The sequence below is a fragment of the Massilibacillus massiliensis genome (assembly GCF_900086705.1).
In the GTDB taxonomy this organism is placed as follows: domain Bacteria; phylum Bacillota; class Negativicutes; order FLKF01; family FLKF01; genus Massilibacillus; species Massilibacillus massiliensis.
Map to the genome: position 1 here is coordinate 2,288,005 of NZ_LT575483.1, position 19,850 is coordinate 2,307,854.

Annotated in this window: 33 protein-coding genes; all 33 read left to right on the forward strand. The window is 36.9% G+C overall.

Annotated elements, in window-relative coordinates:
- Nucleotides 1-39 precede the first annotated feature (39 nt).
- The 33 genes from BN6559_RS10960 to terL all read left to right on the forward strand — a co-directional run bounded on the left by BN6559_RS10960 (nt 40) and on the right by terL (nt 19,842).
- On the forward strand, nt 40-801 hold the full coding sequence (locus tag BN6559_RS10960) for an antA/AntB antirepressor family protein (RefSeq protein WP_110954745.1): 762 nt from the start codon (nt 40-42) through the stop codon (nt 799-801).
- A gap of 12 nt (nt 802-813) precedes the next feature.
- Nucleotides 814-1,140 (forward strand): zinc-ribbon domain-containing protein, encoded by a 327-nt coding sequence (locus BN6559_RS10965; RefSeq protein WP_110954746.1) that lies wholly within the window; start codon nt 814-816, stop codon nt 1,138-1,140.
- 59 nt (nt 1,141-1,199) lie between these two features.
- A complete protein-coding gene (locus tag BN6559_RS10970) occupies nt 1,200-1,709 on the forward strand; it encodes a helix-turn-helix domain-containing protein (RefSeq protein ID WP_110954747.1) in 510 nt (169 codons plus the stop codon).
- Between the two features lie 339 nt (nt 1,710-2,048).
- Nucleotides 2,049-2,414 carry a helix-turn-helix transcriptional regulator gene (locus BN6559_RS10975; protein ID WP_110954748.1) on the forward strand — a complete coding sequence of 122 codons (366 nt, stop codon included), beginning with the start codon at nt 2,049-2,051 and terminating at the stop codon, nt 2,412-2,414.
- On the forward strand, nt 2,411-3,394 hold the full coding sequence (locus tag BN6559_RS10980; RefSeq protein WP_199883934.1) for a DUF7666 domain-containing protein: 984 nt from the start codon (nt 2,411-2,413) through the stop codon (nt 3,392-3,394). The genes BN6559_RS10975 and BN6559_RS10980 overlap by 4 nt, the downstream gene beginning before the upstream one ends.
- 105 nt (nt 3,395-3,499) lie before the next feature.
- Nucleotides 3,500-4,447: a YqaJ viral recombinase family nuclease gene (locus tag BN6559_RS10985; RefSeq protein WP_110954749.1), complete on the forward strand. Its 948-nt coding sequence runs from the start codon at nt 3,500-3,502 to the stop codon at nt 4,445-4,447.
- A 21-nt stretch (nt 4,448-4,468) separates the two neighbouring features.
- The gene (locus tag BN6559_RS10990; RefSeq protein ID WP_110954750.1) at nt 4,469-5,356 is read left to right on the forward strand and encodes a recombinase RecT; all 888 of its coding nucleotides are present in this window, start codon (nt 4,469-4,471) and stop codon (nt 5,354-5,356) included.
- A 48-nt stretch (nt 5,357-5,404) separates the two neighbouring features.
- Nucleotides 5,405-6,280 (forward strand): hypothetical protein, encoded by an 876-nt coding sequence (locus BN6559_RS19275; protein WP_199883935.1) that lies wholly within the window; start codon nt 5,405-5,407, stop codon nt 6,278-6,280.
- Entirely contained in the window at nt 6,270-6,869 is a 600-nt protein-coding gene (locus BN6559_RS10995) for an ATP-binding protein (RefSeq protein WP_199883936.1), read from the forward strand. The genes BN6559_RS19275 and BN6559_RS10995 overlap by 11 nt, the downstream gene beginning before the upstream one ends.
- Before the next feature lie 4 nt (nt 6,870-6,873).
- Nucleotides 6,874-7,221 carry a hypothetical protein gene (locus tag BN6559_RS11000; protein WP_110954752.1) on the forward strand — a complete coding sequence of 116 codons (348 nt, stop codon included), beginning with the start codon at nt 6,874-6,876 and terminating at the stop codon, nt 7,219-7,221.
- 142 nt (nt 7,222-7,363) lie between these two features.
- Complete coding sequence (locus BN6559_RS11005; RefSeq protein ID WP_110954753.1) at nt 7,364-7,681, forward strand: nucleoside triphosphate pyrophosphohydrolase family protein; 318 nt, start codon at nt 7,364-7,366, stop codon at nt 7,679-7,681.
- Nucleotides 7,682-8,089: 408 nt separating this feature from the next.
- Nucleotides 8,090-8,524 (forward strand): hypothetical protein, encoded by a 435-nt coding sequence (locus BN6559_RS11015; protein ID WP_110954755.1) that lies wholly within the window; start codon nt 8,090-8,092, stop codon nt 8,522-8,524.
- Nucleotides 8,525-8,563: 39 nt separating this feature from the next.
- Nucleotides 8,564-9,634: a DNA cytosine methyltransferase gene (locus BN6559_RS11020; protein WP_110954756.1), complete on the forward strand. Its 1,071-nt coding sequence runs from the start codon at nt 8,564-8,566 to the stop codon at nt 9,632-9,634.
- 5 nt (nt 9,635-9,639) lie between these two features.
- On the forward strand, nt 9,640-10,422 hold the full coding sequence (locus BN6559_RS11025; protein ID WP_234407833.1) for a DNA-methyltransferase: 783 nt from the start codon (nt 9,640-9,642) through the stop codon (nt 10,420-10,422).
- 30 nt (nt 10,423-10,452) lie between these two features.
- Complete coding sequence (locus tag BN6559_RS11030) at nt 10,453-10,641, forward strand: Lar family restriction alleviation protein (RefSeq protein ID WP_110954757.1); 189 nt, start codon at nt 10,453-10,455, stop codon at nt 10,639-10,641.
- Nucleotides 10,628-11,098: a hypothetical protein gene (locus tag BN6559_RS11035; protein WP_110954758.1), complete on the forward strand. Its 471-nt coding sequence runs from the start codon at nt 10,628-10,630 to the stop codon at nt 11,096-11,098. Before BN6559_RS11030 ends, BN6559_RS11035 begins: the two co-directional genes overlap by 14 nt.
- Before the next feature lie 139 nt (nt 11,099-11,237).
- Complete coding sequence (locus BN6559_RS11040; protein ID WP_110954759.1) at nt 11,238-11,456, forward strand: hypothetical protein; 219 nt, start codon at nt 11,238-11,240, stop codon at nt 11,454-11,456.
- Nucleotides 11,449-11,742, forward strand: a complete 294-nt coding sequence (locus BN6559_RS11045; RefSeq protein ID WP_110954760.1) for a hypothetical protein — start codon at nt 11,449-11,451, stop codon at nt 11,740-11,742. The genes BN6559_RS11040 and BN6559_RS11045 overlap by 8 nt, the downstream gene beginning before the upstream one ends.
- 351 nt (nt 11,743-12,093) lie before the next feature.
- Nucleotides 12,094-12,279, forward strand: coding sequence for a hypothetical protein (locus BN6559_RS11050; protein ID WP_110954761.1), 186 nt, complete (start codon nt 12,094-12,096; stop codon nt 12,277-12,279).
- Complete coding sequence (locus tag BN6559_RS11055) at nt 12,276-12,587, forward strand: hypothetical protein (RefSeq protein WP_110954762.1); 312 nt, start codon at nt 12,276-12,278, stop codon at nt 12,585-12,587. Before BN6559_RS11050 ends, BN6559_RS11055 begins: the two co-directional genes overlap by 4 nt.
- Entirely contained in the window at nt 12,584-12,868 is a 285-nt protein-coding gene (locus BN6559_RS11060) for a hypothetical protein (protein WP_110954763.1), read from the forward strand. The genes BN6559_RS11055 and BN6559_RS11060 overlap by 4 nt, the downstream gene beginning before the upstream one ends.
- Nucleotides 12,869-12,880: 12 nt before the next feature.
- Nucleotides 12,881-13,087, forward strand: coding sequence for a hypothetical protein (locus BN6559_RS11065; protein WP_110954764.1), 207 nt, complete (start codon nt 12,881-12,883; stop codon nt 13,085-13,087).
- Nucleotides 13,080-13,502, forward strand: a complete 423-nt coding sequence (locus BN6559_RS11070; protein ID WP_110954765.1) for a YopX family protein — start codon at nt 13,080-13,082, stop codon at nt 13,500-13,502. Before BN6559_RS11065 ends, BN6559_RS11070 begins: the two co-directional genes overlap by 8 nt.
- Complete coding sequence (locus BN6559_RS11075; RefSeq protein WP_110954766.1) at nt 13,499-13,879, forward strand: single-stranded DNA-binding protein; 381 nt, start codon at nt 13,499-13,501, stop codon at nt 13,877-13,879. Before BN6559_RS11070 ends, BN6559_RS11075 begins: the two co-directional genes overlap by 4 nt.
- Nucleotides 13,880-13,899: 20 nt before the next feature.
- Nucleotides 13,900-14,271, forward strand: coding sequence for a hypothetical protein (locus tag BN6559_RS11080; protein WP_110954767.1), 372 nt, complete (start codon nt 13,900-13,902; stop codon nt 14,269-14,271).
- A gap of 63 nt (nt 14,272-14,334) precedes the next feature.
- A complete protein-coding gene (locus tag BN6559_RS11085) occupies nt 14,335-14,802 on the forward strand; it encodes a hypothetical protein (RefSeq protein ID WP_110954768.1) in 468 nt (155 codons plus the stop codon).
- A gap of 145 nt (nt 14,803-14,947) precedes the next feature.
- The gene (locus tag BN6559_RS11090) at nt 14,948-15,325 is read left to right on the forward strand and encodes a hypothetical protein (protein WP_110954769.1); all 378 of its coding nucleotides are present in this window, start codon (nt 14,948-14,950) and stop codon (nt 15,323-15,325) included.
- Nucleotides 15,326-15,369: 44 nt separating this feature from the next.
- Nucleotides 15,370-16,449: a helix-turn-helix domain-containing protein gene (locus BN6559_RS11095; RefSeq protein WP_110954770.1), complete on the forward strand. Its 1,080-nt coding sequence runs from the start codon at nt 15,370-15,372 to the stop codon at nt 16,447-16,449.
- Nucleotides 16,442-16,594, forward strand: coding sequence for a hypothetical protein (locus BN6559_RS19280; RefSeq protein WP_199883938.1), 153 nt, complete (start codon nt 16,442-16,444; stop codon nt 16,592-16,594). Before BN6559_RS11095 ends, BN6559_RS19280 begins: the two co-directional genes overlap by 8 nt.
- 304 nt (nt 16,595-16,898) lie before the next feature.
- The gene (locus tag BN6559_RS11100) at nt 16,899-17,399 is read left to right on the forward strand and encodes a hypothetical protein (protein WP_110954771.1); all 501 of its coding nucleotides are present in this window, start codon (nt 16,899-16,901) and stop codon (nt 17,397-17,399) included.
- A gap of 14 nt (nt 17,400-17,413) precedes the next feature.
- The gene (locus BN6559_RS11105) at nt 17,414-17,881 is read left to right on the forward strand and encodes a hypothetical protein (protein ID WP_110954772.1); all 468 of its coding nucleotides are present in this window, start codon (nt 17,414-17,416) and stop codon (nt 17,879-17,881) included.
- 79 nt (nt 17,882-17,960) lie between these two features.
- Nucleotides 17,961-18,461: a helix-turn-helix domain-containing protein gene (locus BN6559_RS11110; RefSeq protein WP_110954773.1), complete on the forward strand. Its 501-nt coding sequence runs from the start codon at nt 17,961-17,963 to the stop codon at nt 18,459-18,461.
- On the forward strand, nt 18,451-19,842 hold the full coding sequence (gene terL, locus BN6559_RS11115; RefSeq protein WP_234407835.1) for a phage terminase large subunit: 1,392 nt from the start codon (nt 18,451-18,453) through the stop codon (nt 19,840-19,842). The genes BN6559_RS11110 and terL overlap by 11 nt, the downstream gene beginning before the upstream one ends.
- The last annotated feature ends 8 nt before the right edge of the window (nt 19,843-19,850 follow it).

Here is a 19,850-nt window from a genome sequence, read left to right on the forward strand (position 1 = left end):
TTTTCAAAGTACAAAATCAAACATAGAAAGGGGTATATCATGAATCAATTGATAAAAATTGATGAATCCGGAAAAACGACGGCAAGAGAATTATATGAGTTCCTAGGATTAGACATTACTCATTATACGAGATGGTCAAAAACAAATATCGAAGACAATGAATTTGCAGAAGGAAACAAGGATTATGGAGTTTTAGCCATAAAAGGCGAAAACCCTCAAGGCGGTAGACCGAGTAAGGATTATTGGTTATCGATCGACTTTGCTAAAAAGCTCTGCATGATTTCCAAATCATCTCGCGGAGAACAAGCACGCAACTACTTTATCGAAGTTGAAAAACGTTATAAGCAGCAATCCGAATCAGTTAACATAGCAAAACTATCACCAGAGATGCAGATGTTTAATCTCTTGTATCAGAGCGTAGCTAAAACGCAAATTGATCTGCTCGAAATGCAAGAGAGAACTGAAACCGTCGAGCGAAGACTAACACTCGTTAAAGACACAATCATTAAGCGAGACGACAACTGGCGTGATGAAATCAATAAAATGTTAAGAAAGATTGCTAGACATGTTGGGATTGATCATCAAGAATTACGGTCAGAATCTTATAAACTCCTTGAAGAAAGAGGGAAATGCGATTTGAACTCACGGCTTCGCAACTTGAAGAAACGTCTGCAAGACAACGGCGAAACGAAAACCAGAATTGCAAAAGCTAATAAACTTGACGTAATCGAAAGCGATCCGCGGCTAAAAGAAATCTACACCAATATTGTCAAAGAAATGACGATTCGATATGTAGCGTAGGTGGTGATAAAGATGCAATGTACTTTTTGCAAAAAAGAAATTGAGGATAATGTGAAATTTTGCCCCGAGTGTGGAGAAAAAGTAATTGTAATGCAAGAACTTCAAAAACAACAAGAAGTTCCAATGATTATGGTTACAGAAGAATTAATGAGATTCATTAAGGTTTCACGGTCAATGCTTTATAAATTATTAGCAATTGATGATCCTATACCGTTTTTCTTTGTTGGCTCGGATAAGAGGTTTATTACAAGCGAAGTTATTGAATGGGCAAAGCGTAATCAAACTACTCTAATGAACTTAGATGATAAAAAGAAAGCCTATCTACAAAAGACAGGCTAAAAAATAGGGTGAGGTAATTAACCTCATATAAATTATAACGCAGAAAAGGACGAAGTAACATGTCGAGATTAGGTAAAACAATATATCAAACTGCCAGAATGGGTGCAGGTTATACGCAAGAAAAGGCGGCAGAGCTATTAAATATAAGTGTGAGGTCAATACGAGCCTACGAAGGGGGTGAAACAATTCCACATGATGACGTGGTTGTCGATATGGCAAGCGTTTACAACGTGCCATACCTAGCGTATCAACACTTAAAGATCAATAACGAGATAGGTAAACGATACTTGCCAGAAATTAAAGTCAGCAACTTGTCATCTAGTATCTTGGATTTAAGAGTCGAGCTAGAAGACACAAGTAAAAATGAGTATAGCATATCGTCAATCGGTCGTGATAATCGAGTGGACAAGCACGAACAAAGAGTCTGGAATGAATGCATGGATAAAGTTAAAAGTCTCATAGCAGCAAGTTTTTCGATTCTATTAGCACCAATGGCCCCGATGACCAATTTGGCAAATAAAAAATGCTATCTCGACTGCAATCAAGATAGCGGACTTAGAAAATTTTAAGTTAATAAATTATAACACGAAAGCGAGGTAATATCAATGCGTTACGGATATTGCAAACTGATGAAAAATAAAGATTTACGTGAAATTCTCAAAAGGAAAGCAATTTTGCTCTGTATACGGCAGGTGCATTAAATGATAAACATTGATGCATTTATGGACCGTTTGGCTGTAGTAGCGTTACTCGGACTTGGTTGCTACGTAGTCGAATGGCTAGTGAGGTGAGTAGATTGGATAGAGCAACTGTTTGGAGATTAATTGTAATTGGACTAGCTGTATTTTGGGGATTCGTTATTTGGGTATGTATTAAGATTTTTTAATAAACGAAAGGTGATGAATAAAATGGTTAGTACATCAAGGGTTCCGGCAAATTGGTTTGGATTAATTCGCAGTAAAAATGATTCTTACTTAACGCTTAGAGAAATGCGAATTCAAGCAGGATTTGTAACAGCGAAAGAATTTGCAGCTCACGCAGGGATTTTGTACTTAACTTATACCATGATCGAAAAAGGTACTCGTACGGCAGGTATATCACTTCAAAAACGTATTGCAACTGGTCTTGGGATGGCTGTAGAAGAAGTTTTCCCGGAACGATCAATAAAACCGACTCAAATAAAAGTAACTCGTGTAGACAAAGAGATTTTAGAAGCTCAATTACGGTCCCAATTCGGAGCAAAACTAATAACGATAGGAGAGTGTGTTAGATGAATAAATGTGAACATGAATTTTTCAAAGAAAACGGTGCAATGGTATGTGCGAAATGTGGGTATGGTTCAGCTGATTATGTTGATTCAAAACCAACAACCATTAAAGCATACAAAGGTTTTGATAAAGATTTAAAATGTCGTGGTTTCCAATATGAAGTAGGCAAAGAGTACGAGCATAAAGGCGAGGTAAAGGCTTGCAACTCTGGCTTTCATGCTTGCGAAAGTCCGCTTGACGTATTTAATTACTACGAACCTGCAAGCAGCCGCTTTTGTGAAGTCGAATGCAACGGTGATCTTGACAAAGATGGTGGTGATAGTAAATTATCTTGTTCGAAAATTAGCATAGGCGCGGAAATAAAATTACCCGGACTAATTTCGGCAGGAGTTAAGTTTATTTTAGATAGAGTTAATTGGGGTGATGATAAAAAGTCTAATACAGGAGATCGGTCAGCGGCTACTAATACAGGAGATCAGTCAGCGGCTACTAATACAGGATATCAGTCAGCGGCTACTAATACAGGAGATCAGTCAGCGGCTACTAATACAGGAGATCAGTCAGCGGCTACTAATACAGGAGATCAGTCAGCGGCTACTAATACAGGAGATCAGTCAGCGGCTACTAATACAGGATATCGGTCAGCGGCTACTAATACAGGAGATCAGTCAGCGGCTACTAATACAGGATATCAGTCAGCGGCTACTAATACAGGAGATCGGTCAGCGGCTACTAATACAGGAGATCAGTCAGCGGCAAGTGTAGAAGGAAAACATTCTGTAGCTTGTGGACTAGGTGTCGAGTGTAAAGCTAAAGCAAATTTAGGAAGTGCAATTGTGCTTGTTGAACGTGAATGGAGCGATAATAATAACGCATATGTAATAAAAAATATTAAAGCCGCCAAAATTGATGGTGAAAATTTAAAGGAAAATGTTTGGTACATGCTTGTAGACAATGAATTCGTGGAGGTATCCGAAAATGAATGACACTCCCGACATAACGCAGCAACCTTGGTACACAGCACCATATCCATATCAATCAGATAACGCACCGGATTACTTTATAGAGAATGAAAGCGAGGATGATGAGTGATGGAAGCGATACGCTTAATTGACACAAGAGATCTAAGTCGTGAAGATTGGTTAAAGGCCCGTAAACTAGGAATTGGTGGTAGCGATATTGGTGCAATTCTTGGGATAAACAACTGGAAATCCGCTATTGATATTTGGATGGACAAGACTGATCAATCAGAAGATGGTGAACAATCAGAAGCCGCTTACTGGGGAAACATGCTCGAAGAATTAGTTGCAAAAGAATTTGAAATTAGAACAGCAGAAGAAGGAAATCCGATAAAAGTTAGACGTTGCAATGCGATACTACAACACCCCGAAATACCTTATATGCTTGCAAATGTTGATCGATTGATCGTTGGGCAAGATGTAGGGTTGGAGTGTAAAACCACATCGGCATACAATAACTCCGAATGGGAAGACGATAAATTACCAGACAGTTATTATTTACAATGTCAGCATTATATGGCTGTTACTGGATATAAATCTTGGTATATAGCGGTTCTTATCGGAGGACAGAAATTTAAATATAAATTAGTTGAACGTGATGAAGAAATGATAAAAATTATATTTGAACGTGCCGCAGAGTTTTGGAAACACGTTGAAAATAAAACTATGCCATCCGTTAACGGAACTGAAGCATGTACGGCAGCACTAAAAAAATTATTCCCAGAAGGAAATGGTAACTCTATTGAATTGCCGGATACAGCAGATATTTATATTAAACAATATGAGCAAGCCGACTTCGAAGAACGAGCGGCTAAAGAACGAAAAACTGAAGCGCAAAACACACTACAAAATATGCTCGGTGAAAACGAATCTGGCACTATAGCAGGACGTTTGGTTAATTGGAAAACAACAAAAGGAAGATCAACTTTTGATAGTAAAACATTCGGCAAGGCGTATCCGGATTTATGTAAACAGTATACTAACGACGGAGTACCAAGTAGACGTTTTTCAATCAAATAAATTTTAGGGGGATTTTAAAAAATGGCAAGCGTTAGAAACAATTCAGCATTATTAGAAAAAGTAAATAATAAAGTTAGTGCGAAGGAAAACGGAACTCCTGCTAATCTAACAAATATAATGCAAAGCGTTAATATAAAGCAAAAATTTGAACAGGTATTAGGTAAACGTGCAAACGGATTTATTAGTAGTTTAATTAGCATTGCAAATAGCAATTCGATGCTAAAAGGAGCTAATCCAATGACAGTAATGTCGGCAGGGATGAAAGCAGCTGTTTTAAACCTACCAATCGAACCAAACCTTGGATTTGCTTACATTGTGCCTTATCGCGATAACAAAGCAGGTGTTATAAATGCTCAATTTCAGATGGGGTACAAAGGATTTATACAGCTTGCAATGCGTACTGGGCAGTACAAAACAATTAATGCTTGTGAAGTATACGAGGGAGAAATAGGTCGTATCAATCGTTTTACTGGCGAGTTTGAAGAAGGGGAAAGAACAAGCGATAAGGTTATTGGTTATTTAGCTTATTTCAAATTAGTTAATGGATTTGAAAAATATTTATATATGACACTCGATGAAGTAAAAAAACATGGATCTAAATACAGTAAAAATTACAACAGTAAAAACAGTTTATGGTCAACTGATTTTCACGCTATGGCAATCAAAACAGTATTAAAACTTTTGCTTAGCAAATATGGGGTATTAAGTATCGATATGCAGACAGGTATGGCAGAAGCTCTGCAAGCAGATGGAGCGATGATCAATGTTGATGATAATGGCAATGAAACGATCGATTACCCAGACACGATAGATGTTGATGGACAAACTGTTGATACTGAAACTGGCGAAATTATGAGCAACGCAGCAGAGAAAACAGACGATGAAATTTTAGACGAATCAGTTAAATAGGGCAGCAACCAAACTGCCCTCGCAAAGAAAATTTAATGTGGTGAGAGGATGAATGGATTTATATTGCTTCACCGCTGTTTACTAGATAAGCCGATCTGGTTGAAATCGACAGTCGAGCAAAAAACAATACTTATCACACTCCTCATGATGGCGAGCCACAAAGAAAATGATTGGGAGTGGAATTGTAAAAAATTCAAAGTTATTCCAGGTCAATTTGTTACAAGTTTAGATAGTATTGTGACTCGTTGCGGAAGTGGGATAACAACACAGAATGTTAGGACTGCTCTAAAGCGTTTTGAAAAACTCGATTTTTTAACAAACGAATCAACAAAGCAAGGAAGGCTTATAACTATAGTAAATTGGCGGACTTATCAAGTAGAAAATGATACACCTAACAAAGAAGGTAACAAAGAGCTAACAAACGACCAACAAAGAGCTAACAAAGAGCTAACACCTATCAATAATGTAATAACTAAACAATGTAATAATTTAAATAATATATGTGCGCAAAATGATCAAATAATCCCAAATGAGGATGCTGAAACTGGAAAATCAAAAGGCGCTGATTATCCGACAGAGTTCCTAAATTTTTGGAATCAGTATCCAAAAAAGAAAGATAAGGCTAGAGCGTATAGGTGTTGGAGAACGAGGATTAAGGAAAAGCATTTAGCAGAAGAAATGATAGCAGCGGCTAAAAATTATGCAAAAGTGAACGAAGGCACGGATGAACGATATATAAAAAATGCATCGACGTTTTTAGGCCCGGATAAGCCGTTTTTAGAATATGTGTTAGGAAGTGATGTCTTTGAAAACAGTAACATCGGCAAACACGGCGATAATGGCCGCGATAGAAAGGGTAAAACAGGCACAAGAGCAGGCTCAAAAAGGGAAACTGACTGGAATAATGAGCCGGATGGACTCTAATAGAGTAACCGTAGATGAATTAGAGCGTTGTGGAATATACAAGCGGTTTCAAAACATTACGCTTGAATCAATACATAAACATGGACTTCCGGACGGATACAATGACATTTATCAGCAAGTTTGTGATTATGCCAACGATCTAGACAACAACATAGAGCAAGGAATTGGCATCCTTATGAAAGGTGGCGTAGGGACCCTTAAAACTACGCTTGCAATTGCGGTGCTTCGTTATCAGCTTGATCGTGGAAAGTTTGGAATGTTCGTGCCAATGTGCAGTTTGATTGATAACCTGTTCACTATGCAAAAGTTAAATAAGGAAGAGTGGGCGCGATACGAAATCAGAATACGGACAACACCGATACTTGTACTCGATGACCTTGGCGGTGAAAACACAGATCAAAGCTGGATTACTTCAAAAGTAGATTCGATAATTACTGACCGATACAACAGACAAAGACCGATTATCGTTACAACAAATCTAAACACAGAAGAGTTGAAAGGAACCTATTCTGGGCGTATATACGACAGGCTAAAAAGCACATCAAAAGTAATTACGTTGAGGGGAGAATCGCAAAGAAAGGCGGTGTAAGCTGATGAAACGATATGAACTATGTCTTGAAGTTGAAGAATTAAAAAATGAGTACATAGTAACGTTTCCTTGGGATGAAAAGCGTATTTTTACTAAAAGACAGTTCGAGAAAAATTTTAAAATTGCTAGACCTGCAGATCCATGGAATGAGTTATCGAAAAATATTAAAAATTTCATTGATGATTATTTAAACGATGATATGAGCTGGGTTAATGATTTACGTATCACGAGAGGTATTCTATTGCATGTTGGCGTTTATATCCCAAGAGGAATTAATTCTTTTGGAAAATTTGATCGGTTTATGAAAATAAATGAAAAATTTGCACGAGGTAAAAGGTTGGTGGCGTTTTGATGAAACAACGATACACAGCCTACGATCTCAATCACAAGCAAGTTAACGATTGCAGTAAACTTCGTAGGATTATGAGCCGGCCGGACACATTCAAAAACAGGCGCAAGGCGGATAAATTGCGGAAAAGGTTGGGGATAGCGTGATGGATACAGAAGAATATCAAAAATTAGCCATGAGGACAGCTAGTGAAAAATGTTATGACTTGTCAAATGTCGGCTTAGGATTAGCTGGTGAGAGTGGAGAAGTTGCAGATTTAATAAAAAAACACCTGCATCAAGGTCATGATTTAGACAAAGATCAATTAATAAAAGAACTTGGAGATATATGCTGGTATATTGCATTGTGCTGCGAGTTGATGGGAATGAAGCTCGAAGACGTTTTGATTGGTAACGTTGAGAAGTTGAAAAAACGATATCCAAATGGATTTAATTTTACAGATAGCGTAAATAGAAAATATTAAAGAGGTTCTTTTAAATCGTCCTAGAGCAAGTCAAATACTTGAGTGGGATAGATAGGTTAGGTAAGCTCGAAAAAATCAAGCAGGCGAAGATTGAGCGGACTTTAGAGCGAATTTATGCGGAGAAAGTGAGGGGTAAATGATGGAATGTCCATATTGTAGCTGTGAATTAATATATGATGATTATTTTGGTCGTGTTGCATCACATCAAGATGGAAAGGTGTACGGAGATATTTACAAATGCAATAACGAAGAATGCGAAATGTATCAACAAAGTTTTTACACATACAGGGATAGACCAGATGAGTTGCATGAAGGGTATCCTTGTTGAAAGGCTGGTGCCAGCAATGTCAAAAGTACAAGCAATCAACAACTTAAGGATTATTTTGATAGAGCATTAGGGGTGAGGACATGACCGAATGCGATACATGCGAAAGATGGCGTAGCCACGGCGGTACTTGCGACGGTGATAGGGTAAGATACCGACAAGGTGAGGGTTGTCTAGGCTATCGTGAAGACCCACGTGGAGAGAAGAAATATCGCAATGCGATAGCAATATACATACCGCCAGACGATCGCATACCCAATAAAGGCGAAGAAACAGAAAGTGAATATCAGACAGACGTAGGCTACAGATATCTGACAATCACAAGAATCATACGTGTTAAACGGTACGAAAAAGAAGTTGGGGCATTAATAATGCATGTAGATGCCTGCTACTGGAGCAACGTAACAGAAGCGGTTTACAACAGAAAATTAGAAAAAGCTCTGATAGAGCAGACGAAAAGTAAAGATAAAAAAATTGTCGTGTTTAATAAGCGCGGCAAGGATAAAAAGAAGTGGTAAACCATTTCCCTGATGTCGGGAAATATAGGGGGTGAGGGTATGAATTTTATTGACTTGTTCGCAGGAATTGGCGGTTTTAGGCTTGGCATGGAAAGAGCAGGTCATAAATGCATCGGTTTCTGCGAAATAGACAAATATGCACGAAAAACATATAAAGCAAATTTCAATACAGAAGGGGAGTGGGAAAGACATGATATCAGAAGCGTTACAGATGACGATGTTCGAAGAATCGGAAATACAGACATTATCTGCGGAGGATTTCCATGCCAGGCTTTTTCAATTGCTGGCAAACGAAAAGGATTCGAAGATACTAGAGGAACTCTCTTCTTTGAAATTATGCGCTTCGCATCTATACTCGGACCTAAATATTTATTCCTTGAAAATGTCGGAGGACTCCTTAATCACAATGGGGGGGATACGTTCGAGACCATCCTTAGAGCCTTGGATGACATCGGGTATGATGCGGAATGGCAGGTGTGTAACTCTAAAAATTTCGGAGTGCCACAAAACCGCGAAAGAGTGTTCATTGTCGGACATCTTAGAGGAGCAAGTACCAGAAAAGTATTTCCTATCGGAGGAACAAACGGAAAAGCTATTAAGATCATTGGAAAATTAGATGGAAAGTTTAGATCAAGAAATGATGTTTTAAACATAAATGGAATTTCCACTTGCCTAGATACCGCACAGGGCGGAGGGCACCAGCCTAAAGTAATGGTTGTGCCGGTATTAACCCCGGACCGGTTAGAAAAAAGACAAAACGGCAGACGATTTAAAAACCCGGGCGAACCAATGCTTACATTGACCGGTCAAGACAGACACGGAGTAGCAATATTGCAAAGACCGCGAGGAAACAACAAAGGCGGTATACATGACACAGCACCGACCGTGTCATCACATAGCTATCATGAGAACAATTATTTGCTTAATAATGCGAGAATACGAAAATTGATACCGCTTGAGTGTTTTAGGCTGCAAGGGTTTCCCGATGAACATTATCACAGAGCGAAAGAAGCAGGAATTAGCGATAGTCAGCTATACAAGCAAGCCGGTAACAGCGTAACAGTAAACGTAATATATGAGATCGGAAATAGGTTAGGGGTAAAGGGGTGATAACGGTGACTAAAATAAAATTATTCAATGACAATTTTCAAAATTATAAATCGTATGGCATTCCAGCAAAGGCACAATTAGTAATAGCAGATATTCCGTATAATCTAGGAAATAACGCTTACGGCTCTAATCCTAGCTGGTATGTTGGCGGTGACAATAAAAACGGCGAGAGCGATAAAGCGGGTAAATCATTCTTTAATACTGATAATAACTTCAATATCGCAGAATACTTTCATTTTTGCAGCAAGTTATTAAAAAAAGAGCCAAAAGAAAAAGGGAAAGCACCAGCAATGATTGTATTTTGTTCCTTTCAGCAAATACCCTTCGTAATTCAGTATGGAGAAAAACACGGATTTAGTAAGAGTTATCCATTATTTTTTATCAAGAACTATTCAGCGCAAGTTCTAAAAGCGAATATGAAAATCGTTGGAGCTACAGAGCATGCAGTTGTACTATATCGCGATAAGTTGCCGAAATTTAATAACGGTAAAACCGATACGACAAAAGGTAAAATGATTTTCAATTGGTTTGACTGGAAAAGAGATAATTCGAAGATTTATCCTAAAATACATCCAACTCAAAAGCCTGTTAGTTTATTAAAGCAACTCATTGAGATCTTTACAGATGAAGGCGATACGGTTATAGACCCTGTAGCTGGTAGCGGAACAACATTAAGAGCGTGCGGAGAACTTGGTCGCAATTGTTACGGATTTGAAGTTGATAAGAATTTTTATCGTGATGCTACCGATAAGATGCTTAATTACGAAAAAGAAGCTGCTTTATTTTAACAGCGTATGCGAAGAAAGTAGGGTGATAACGTGAGTAGATTAAAACCGTGTCCGTTTTGTTTAGGGCAAGTAAAAATAGATGAAAACAAAGCATATGGAATTAGCTATATCTTATGCGAGTGTGGTGCGTGTGTTAGCTTTAGAGGTTTTGAAGATAAATCGGATACTGTGAAGAAGTGGAATACAAGAAAAAGCGAGGTAAAAGATGCAGAACGCTGAAAAATATTTTGTTAAGTATAAAGGTGCTGGATTAACCGAAGCCGCAAAAATCATCTTAACAGAAAAGCTGTATGAAAATGAGAATTCTTATAATTACAATCTGTCAAAAGAAATTATTGAAGAAGATATCAATCGAGATTATGAGATTATTTTTCTTGTTCACCGAAAATTTGGCTATACCGGAGTTTGTATTGTAGATGATGTTTATTATAAATCATTTGATGAAACAAGATTTTTAAGCAAAGACATTGAGAACATTGTTAATGAAAAAATGAAATTTTTATCGTGTTATATCAAAGAAAAATATAGACGACTTGGACTAGGATATCTTTTATTATCCCGTATAGATAAAGATAATGTTTTTGCTAGGGAAGGGATATATAAAAGCGTAAGCATAAGTTTTTGGAAGAGAAATGGTATAAATGTTTTTTCGTTTGACACAAACACTTTTATTTAAAGAAAAAGCGAGGTAAAGGGAAATTAGTAGACAACGCTCAATGTGCTGCTACAGATGTGACAAGTGCGGAAACTTGTACCGCGTAGGCGAAAAGCATGAATGTATAGATAAAAAAATAAAAAGATTGAGAGGTAAAAGCATGGATAGTAAAATGACAGAATGCCCGCACTGTGGGCATGACAAGTATTATACAAAAGCGCGTATAAGTGGGGTTGTATACTATAAAGAAAGATTTGATGGAGAAGAAGTAGACAACTTCGATGTGTATGACGGAACTTCTACAAAGCTAATTAGCAAATATGCTTATTGTGACAATTGTGGAAAGAAATTATTTAAAGTGAGTGATCAAAATGGATAACAAAGGCGCACTAGAATGGCTACAACGCGAATTAAATCATCAAAAATATGATCAAGACTTTGCAAAATCAAATCGCTATAAATACCTCATAGATAAATATCAAGTCGTTATAGATGCATTGACGATAGCGGTAGATGCGGTGAAAAAGCAAGATAAAATAGACGATTTTATAGACAATGTAGAAATTGAAGCTAAATTATTGGACGGCATTTACGACAAGAGCAGTAGTGCACAGATGGCTGTGCTTCATCTTTATAGTGCAATTGCGATGTTTGAGAAAAATTGATTGGGGTGAGTAGATGGACAATCAAATGTCGTTTTGGGAAAAGGTTAAAACCTGTTATTACTATTTAACAAAAAAAGAAGTGCAGATATGTTGTACATCGTGTTCCTGCTGCGGTTCTCCGTACGTTAAGCACAGTAACGCTAAAATACATTATGACTATAAAAATAGTTGCTATGTCTACACATCTAATTATGAATGTACTGTATGTAGAGCAAAAGCTAGCAACACGGAGATCTGGAAAAAGAACGTATATGTGCCAGACAAAAACAGTTTTAGGATACCTAGACATGATAATTTTCCTAGCGAAGTCAAAGAGCAAATCATGAATACGTTTGTAGGGAGGCGGTCAGTGTGAAAATAAAAGAAGAATTGCGATTGATTAAAGATAAATGCCCGAATATGTGGCTTTATCTAATTGAACACAAATGCCCTAACTTGTTTATTAAAGATAGTTTTGATATTGGATTTTGCAAAAAAGACAGTTTTGATGAATGTGCGGAGTGCTGGATTAAAGCGTTAGAAGGTGAGAAACGATGATAAGAGATCATGAACTAGAATATGGAATTGCAAGTCTCGAAGCACGGACAGATTTAGAACAAACAACGCTATCACAAAAAGCACTAAAAGAAATCCTATCATACTTAAAAGAATTGAAAAATTTCAGAGACAGACCAACAATGAAATACAGTGATGAAAAGGTAGAAAAGTTGATTAATTATTTATCAACAACAGATGTTTGTCCTAATTCAGCAAATCTAGTAGATGTACTGCTTTGCTATAGAGAAAGTAAAGCTAGCACATGTAAGGACTGTTGGAAACACGCATTGGCAGGTGAAAATAAATGAACTATGTAATACCGCAGACACGCGAAGAAGCAGTAGACATATATCAGAAAACAATAGCTGCCTATTTTGCAGATAAAGACTATATGACTAGAACTAAATACGATATGTTTATCGGTGCGCTGTGTGGGTGTAGTGATGAAGAGTTTGCAGAGCACACAAATTTTAACACAATTATTGATTGCTGTGATTGCCCATATTTTAATCATGAAGACTATTATTGCAGTAATATTACCTGCAATGAAAGTACTAATGAAATATTCAGCAGGCGTTGGAATGAATAGGAGCGTGGTAACATGCAAAGACCTGACATAGAAAAACTGAAAGACACATCTATTGACGAAATAGGGCGTATCGGAGCGGAACAGCACATCAAAGAGTTGATAGAGTACATAGAGCGATTGGAAGAAGAACAGCGGATATTGCTTGCAAATTTTAGAACATTATCAAAGAATCATCAAAAGCTAATTAATCAGTGCGTAGGGAGGAAACAACATGCGTGAGATAAAGTTCAGGGGTAAACGACTAGATAATGGTGAGTGGGTATATGGATATCTAGTAAAAATGTTTGGTCAAATATGCATTATGGACCTCAACGACGAGAACGCCGTTTATCCTGTTAATCCAAAAACAGTAGGGCAACACACAGGATTAAAGGACAAGCACGGTAAGGATATTTACGAGGGTGATATTGTAGCGTTTACAGAATATCCGGGTGATAATTATTATGCAGAGATATGTAAATCAGAACAAGCACCGTTGAATTGGCTTTACGGATATATAAAGAAACCTAATTCTAAAGTTATGGGTATTTCGAATGGTATTTACTACAGTTTACGAGATATAGGAGAATTGGGGGAAGTAGAAATTATCGGTAATATTTACGAAAATCCAGAGTTGGTGGAGGGACAAGCATGAATAAAGTAATCCTAGTCGGTCGCCTAGCACGTGATCCAGAAGTACGTTATACGCAAAGTGGAAAAGCAAATGCTACATTCAGTCTTGCAGTTAGCCGTTACGCTGGTAACGGGCAGAATACAGCTGATTTTATACCCATCGTAGCTTGGGAAAAACTAGCCGAGATTTGCGGGAACAATCTAAGCAAAGGCAGTCAAATCTTGGTTGAAGGGCGTATACAAATTCGCAGTTATGAAACGCAAGACGGACAAAAACGTTATGTGACGGAAGTTATTGCACAGAATATTGAGTTTATGGGTAGTAAAAAGGTAAGTGAGCCTAGTCCGGCTGATGATATGGGTAGCGAAGTATTCCCGGACGAAGAAATACCATTTTAAGGTAATTGAGGGGTGAGGTAATGGGCAAGAGCCAAAGAGATAAAGGTAAACGGGGCGAACAAGAACTTGCTAGACTTTTTCGCGATCACGGTTTCAAAGATGCACACCGCACACAACAATTTTGCGGTCGGGGTGGAGAATCTGCAGATGTGATTGGATTGCCTAATATTCACGTAGAGAGCAAACGCACCGAGAAATTGAGCTTATACGATGCAGTTGCACAAGCGAAAAGTGATGCGAAAGAAGGTAATCTACCTGCTGTATTCCACCGACGTAACAATTGCGAGTGGCTTGTGATAATGCCATTTGATGCGTGGATGGAGATTTACAGAGAGTATCACAGTAGCATGATGCTTGGTAAAAAGACTACAACAATAGCGACAAATTTTTAATTAAAAAGGACGGCTTATTGACCGTCCTATCCGCATTTTTATTAATTTGATGGGGTGAGGTAATTGCTTAAATACAATGCCAAATATATCGAAAAAATATTTTACCAATACGACAAGATTAAACGAGCAGTGCATGAAGCCAAGAATGATCCTGCGAGCTGTAAGAGCGGTGGTAATTCGAGTGGACATGCATTCGTAAGCGATCCGACTGCAAACGTCGCTATAAAGACGATAACGCCAATCAGGGCGGTTATCATAAACATTACAAAGCAGGAACAAATGAAAATCATGGAGCCAGAGAAGTGGCTGCAGGTCGTCGATTATACATATGAGTATTTTTGCAATAAGAAGACGGGCAAGGTTACATATGATGTGATTACAAGAAAATATCGAAAGGGAGAGGATTATAGAGAGATATCTATGAGCGTTGGGATTGGACAGACTACTTGCTTTATGTACGTTAGAGAAGCTAATCAATATGCTAGTCTGTGTGCTGTTGGTTTGGATTTAATGACACCTTTTAATATTTAGATAAAACTGCTATTGAGTGCGTAAAAGCGTGCTTAGTAGCAGTTTTATTTTTGTTTAAATTATTTTGAAAAAAGTGTTGACATTCATAATTTGAAATGATATACTTAAATCAAGATAAAGAACAGAACGAAAGGAGCGAATTAAAATGACTAAAGAAACACTTTCGAAAGAAATTAACTGCAAAGCCAATATTTGCCGCCAGATATCAACCGATTTTCAATTAGAACTCAAAGTTGGTGATATTTACGACAATCAAGGCAAAGCTGAATCTTGGACAATTGAAGGTGAATTCACAGTTGAAACTTTAAGAAAATATAATTACGCTTTCTTTTGTAACAACGTTCCTTGTCACAAAGTTGACTACGAAAATGAAGAAGAATGTGAAGTTCTTGGCTGTGAAGACTGTGAAAAAGAAGATGAAGTTTTAGTACCTGCTTCAACAAAAATGAGAATTACATACGTATCAACTGATCTTGATGCGGAAGAAATGGGATTTTATCAAGTTGATTTAGAATTAATTTAATAAATACAGCAAGGCGGGAGAAATCCCGCTTTAGAGGTGTTTGTATGGAGGAAATCAAAACGAAAAAGTGTACGGGATGTGGTAAAGAATTACCTATCTCTGAATTTCATAAATGCAAGGCCACGAAAGATGGTTTGCAATATCATTGTAAACATTGCGTTAGAATAACAACGCGGGAATATCGCCATAGTCATCCAGAAAAGACTAGACAATTTAACGAAACGGCATACTTAAGACGCAACCACATGATTGTAGAAGATCTAGCATTATTGCCTAGGAAAGAAAAAGAATGTACACAATGCAAGAGAGTTTTACCGCTTGGAGAGTTTTATAAAAATCGTAGCACTCGTGATGGATTATTAACTAAATGTAAAAAATGCATAAACGACAATGATCGTGCTTATCGTCAAGCTAATCTCAAAAGCGTTAGAGAACATGAACGTGAGAGCAGAAAAAACAGAAAGAAACATACATTCTCTAATTTTTTAAAAGAAAAACGTTCCGAAATGGGTTTTACACAAAAAGAAATGGCCAACTATTTAGGAATGACAAGTCGTTCAAATTATTCAAGATATGAGCAAGAAGATTGCAAAAGTATGAATAACGATACTATTAAGTTATTTTCTAGAAAATTACATGTTAGATTTATAAAAATTGTCAATATGCTTGAATTTAGACATAAAAGTTTAATCAATAAAAGATTCGGTCGATTGAAAGTTGTCGATTTTTATAAAACAGAAAACGGCGCATCTTTTTATTTATGCAAATGCGAATGCGGAAATGAAAAAATTATTAGAGGAAATCATCTAATAAACGGTTCTGTGATCTCGTGTGGATGCGCAAATAAAGAAAATCGGGAAAATCTTAAAAACTTAGCAAAGAAAAATTATAAGGACGGAACTTCTGTTGCTATGATTAAATCTAATAAAATACCAACAAGCAACACGAGCGGGGTAAAAGGCGTGAGTTGGAGTAAACAATATAAAAAATGGCGTGCATATATAATTTTTAAGGGGAAGCAGATTGAACTTGGACGATATGAAAATATTGATGACGCAGCTACTGCGCGAAAAGATGCAGAAGAAAAATATTTCAAAGCGATATTGGAGGATAAAAATGAATAAAACAACTTGGGGAGGACATCGTGAAGGTGCAGGAGCAAAAAAGAAAGCACCCGACGATGCAAAACGCAGAAATATATTAATGACCGATGATGAATATGAAAAAGTGAAAAGTTTATTAGACGAATTAAGAAATGCAAATAAATGATAACATTCTCATTATATTTCGGTAATCATGACCCGTTTTTATATGCTATAATAAGAAAAATTGAATAATAACGCTTAACAAAGTCGTACAGAAATGTGCGGCTTTTTCTATTATTAGACAGTCGTATGCGGTAGGTTCCCTCCTTGCCTACCGTGTATTTCTGTAATAAAAGTTAGGTGCTAAAACAGCACCTTGCAAAAATGCTCATGAGTCTATACATGTCAAGGAGTTGCAGGTTTTCACTATGTAAACGCTTTATATAATACTAAGTTTAGTGCCTTGAATTCGCAATTAGGGTGTGACTATGAATGCTGACTTAATAGATTATCTACAAAACAATTCGAATGTTGTTTCTGTGAATGTAATAATCTCGAGAGAAACAACGAAAAACGGTTCGCAGTATATTCATATAAATGCAGGCGATAAGGTGCTATATGAATTTTGGCATAATCCTAATAAGCAAGATGACAATGAAAAACCTAAGAGCATGGGTGGTAAAAAGCCGTATTTGATGCTCATGGTTCAAGAGATTGAAAAGTTGCGCAGTGCTGGTGTTAAAAATACAGAAGAATTGATAGGATTCATTGCCTGTTTAGGTCAAAATGTTGAATGGAATACCGGTAAATTGATTCATAAGCGGAGTAAAAAGCCGCTTAGATATAAAGAGTTGCGAAATATGTTTCAGTGCGGTAAGCGCAAACTGGATAGGGTTTTAGGTGACTTGAAAAGTAATGGCCTTCTTGTAAATACGCAGGGAGGTTATTTTATTTCAAGCGATTTAATTAAAAAAGGGAAAATGAAGTAATAGGAGGTAATTTTATGTTGTTGATTTTATCAGTTTTATTTTTAATTTTAAATATAAACGCGTTGAGAAACGGAACTTTTTTAGGAAAGATATTCAAAGGATTTTACGTTAAAGATTTAGAATTTAGAATAAATTCATTGGATGGTAAATATGTCAGCGATAAAGAAAGAACAGAGAATAATATTTGTTTAATATTAGTTTCGCTGATTTCAATAGTGGGATTGATAATCGAATTAATTTTATTTGCGAATCTGTGGGAGTATGATTATTTAAAATATCCGACAATGATTTGCATTTTATTAACTTTTGCACCGTTGGCAAAGAAGAGTAGTTCAAGTGTTGATAACAAAGAAGAATTAATTGTTTTAAAGGCTAAACAACAAGATAAGATTAAAAATCCGCATACTTTATATGGCGTTACAAGTGCTGTAGTTCATATTTGTTATTATATTTATGCTATTTATATTTTGTGCGGGGCTTGATTGGAATATAGACAGAATTAAACATTTAGCATCATTCGGGGTGCTTTTTTAATGCGTAAAAGTAGGTGGTGATCATGTAATGGCAAAGGGTAAATATGAACAATGGCTTACAGAAGAAGGCTTAATTAAAATTCAAGGTTGGGCACATGATGGTTTAACGGATGAACAGATAGCCACAAACATGGGAATTAAACGTCAAACTTTATATGAATGGATAAAGAAATATCCTGTCATATCTGACACCTTAAAAAAAGGCAAGGAGATTGTTGATCGTCAAGTTGAAAATGCACTACTACAAAAGGCTTTAGGTTTCAAAGAAATAGTGACAAGAGCTATTAAAGTAAAGGAAGTACTGTATGACAATGGCAAGCGTATTAGCGAAAAAGAACACATTGAATATGCAGATGATGAAGTTTTTGTTCCCCCTGAAACTACAGCGCAAATATTTTGGCTTAAGAATCGTAAGCCTGATGTATGGCGTGATAAGAAAGATGTTGCTATGTCGGGTGAAATTAATAATCCTTACGCTGGACTTACAACAGATGAGTTAAAAAAATTGGTTCGTGGTAATGATGGATGATAAATTGATTAAACTTGGCGCTAAGATAGAACTTGCTAAACGTGAGTTCTTTTTTTATTGCAGTCTAAAAGCACCTGATTTTTATAAATCCGATCGTAGGTTTTTAACTGACTTATGTAGTGAATTTCAATCGTTTTATGAATCAGATGACGAAGTTCTTATTATCAACGAACCACCGCGACATGGGAAGTCGAGAACGGCAGGTTTGTTGGTTGAATGGGTTCTTGGTAAAAACAAGAACGAAAAAATAATGACAGGATCATACAATGAAACACTGTCAACAATGTTTTCGAAAAATGTACGAAATAGTATCCAAGAAGCCAAGGCAGATATATACAAGCCTGTTTATTCTGATGTCTTTCCGGATGTGAGAATTAAACAAGGTGACGGCGCTATGAATTTGTGGAGCTTAGAGGGTGGATACAACAATTACTTAGCAACCTCTCCAACTGGCACTGCAACAGGCTTTGGCTGTACGTTGATGATTATTGATGATTTAATTAAAAACGCAGAAGAGGCAAACAATGAAGCCGTCAAAGAAAAGCATTGGCTTTGGTTCACGAATACAATGCTTTCACGCCTTGAAGAAGGTGGCAAGATTATTATTATTATGACTCGGTGGGCCAGTGACGACCTTGCAGGTAGAGCCTTAGAACATTATCAATCGGAAGGGAAGAAAGTTCGTCACATAAGTATGAAAGCCGTTCAAGATGATGGAACAATGTTGTGTGAACAAATCCTGTCACATCGTAGTTGTGAATCAAAAAAGAAAGCTATGGGGCTTGACGTATGGTCTGCTAACTATCAACAAGAACCGATTGATTTAAAAGGGTGCTTATATACTTCATTTAAAACTTATGAAGGAACACTACCACAATTTAAGTACATAAGAAATTATACGGATACAGCAGATGAGGGAGCAGATTATTTATGCTCAATCAATTATGGTGTTACGTTTTCCGACGATGCTTATATTCTTGACATTATTTATACTAAAGAACCTATGGAAGTTACCGAACCGTTACTTGCGAAAATGTTATTCAAAGATAGAGTGAATCGATCTGATATTGAATCTAATAACGGCGGACGTGGATACGCTCGTTCTGTGGAAAGAATATTAAAAAATGAATTAAAAAGCAATCATACCGTATTCAGGTGGTTTCATCAATCAAAAAATAAGATTGCAAGAATATTGTCTAATTCGACGTGGGTTATGGAACATATATATTATCCTGCCGACTGGAAAAATCGCTGGCCGGAGTATTATAAAGCAATGTCTACTTACCAACGGGAAGGTAAAAACAAGCATGATGATGCGCCAGATGCAACAACAGGTATAGCCGAAAAGATTGTTGGTGGCAATTCAATTAGTTTTGATTAAAAAGAAGG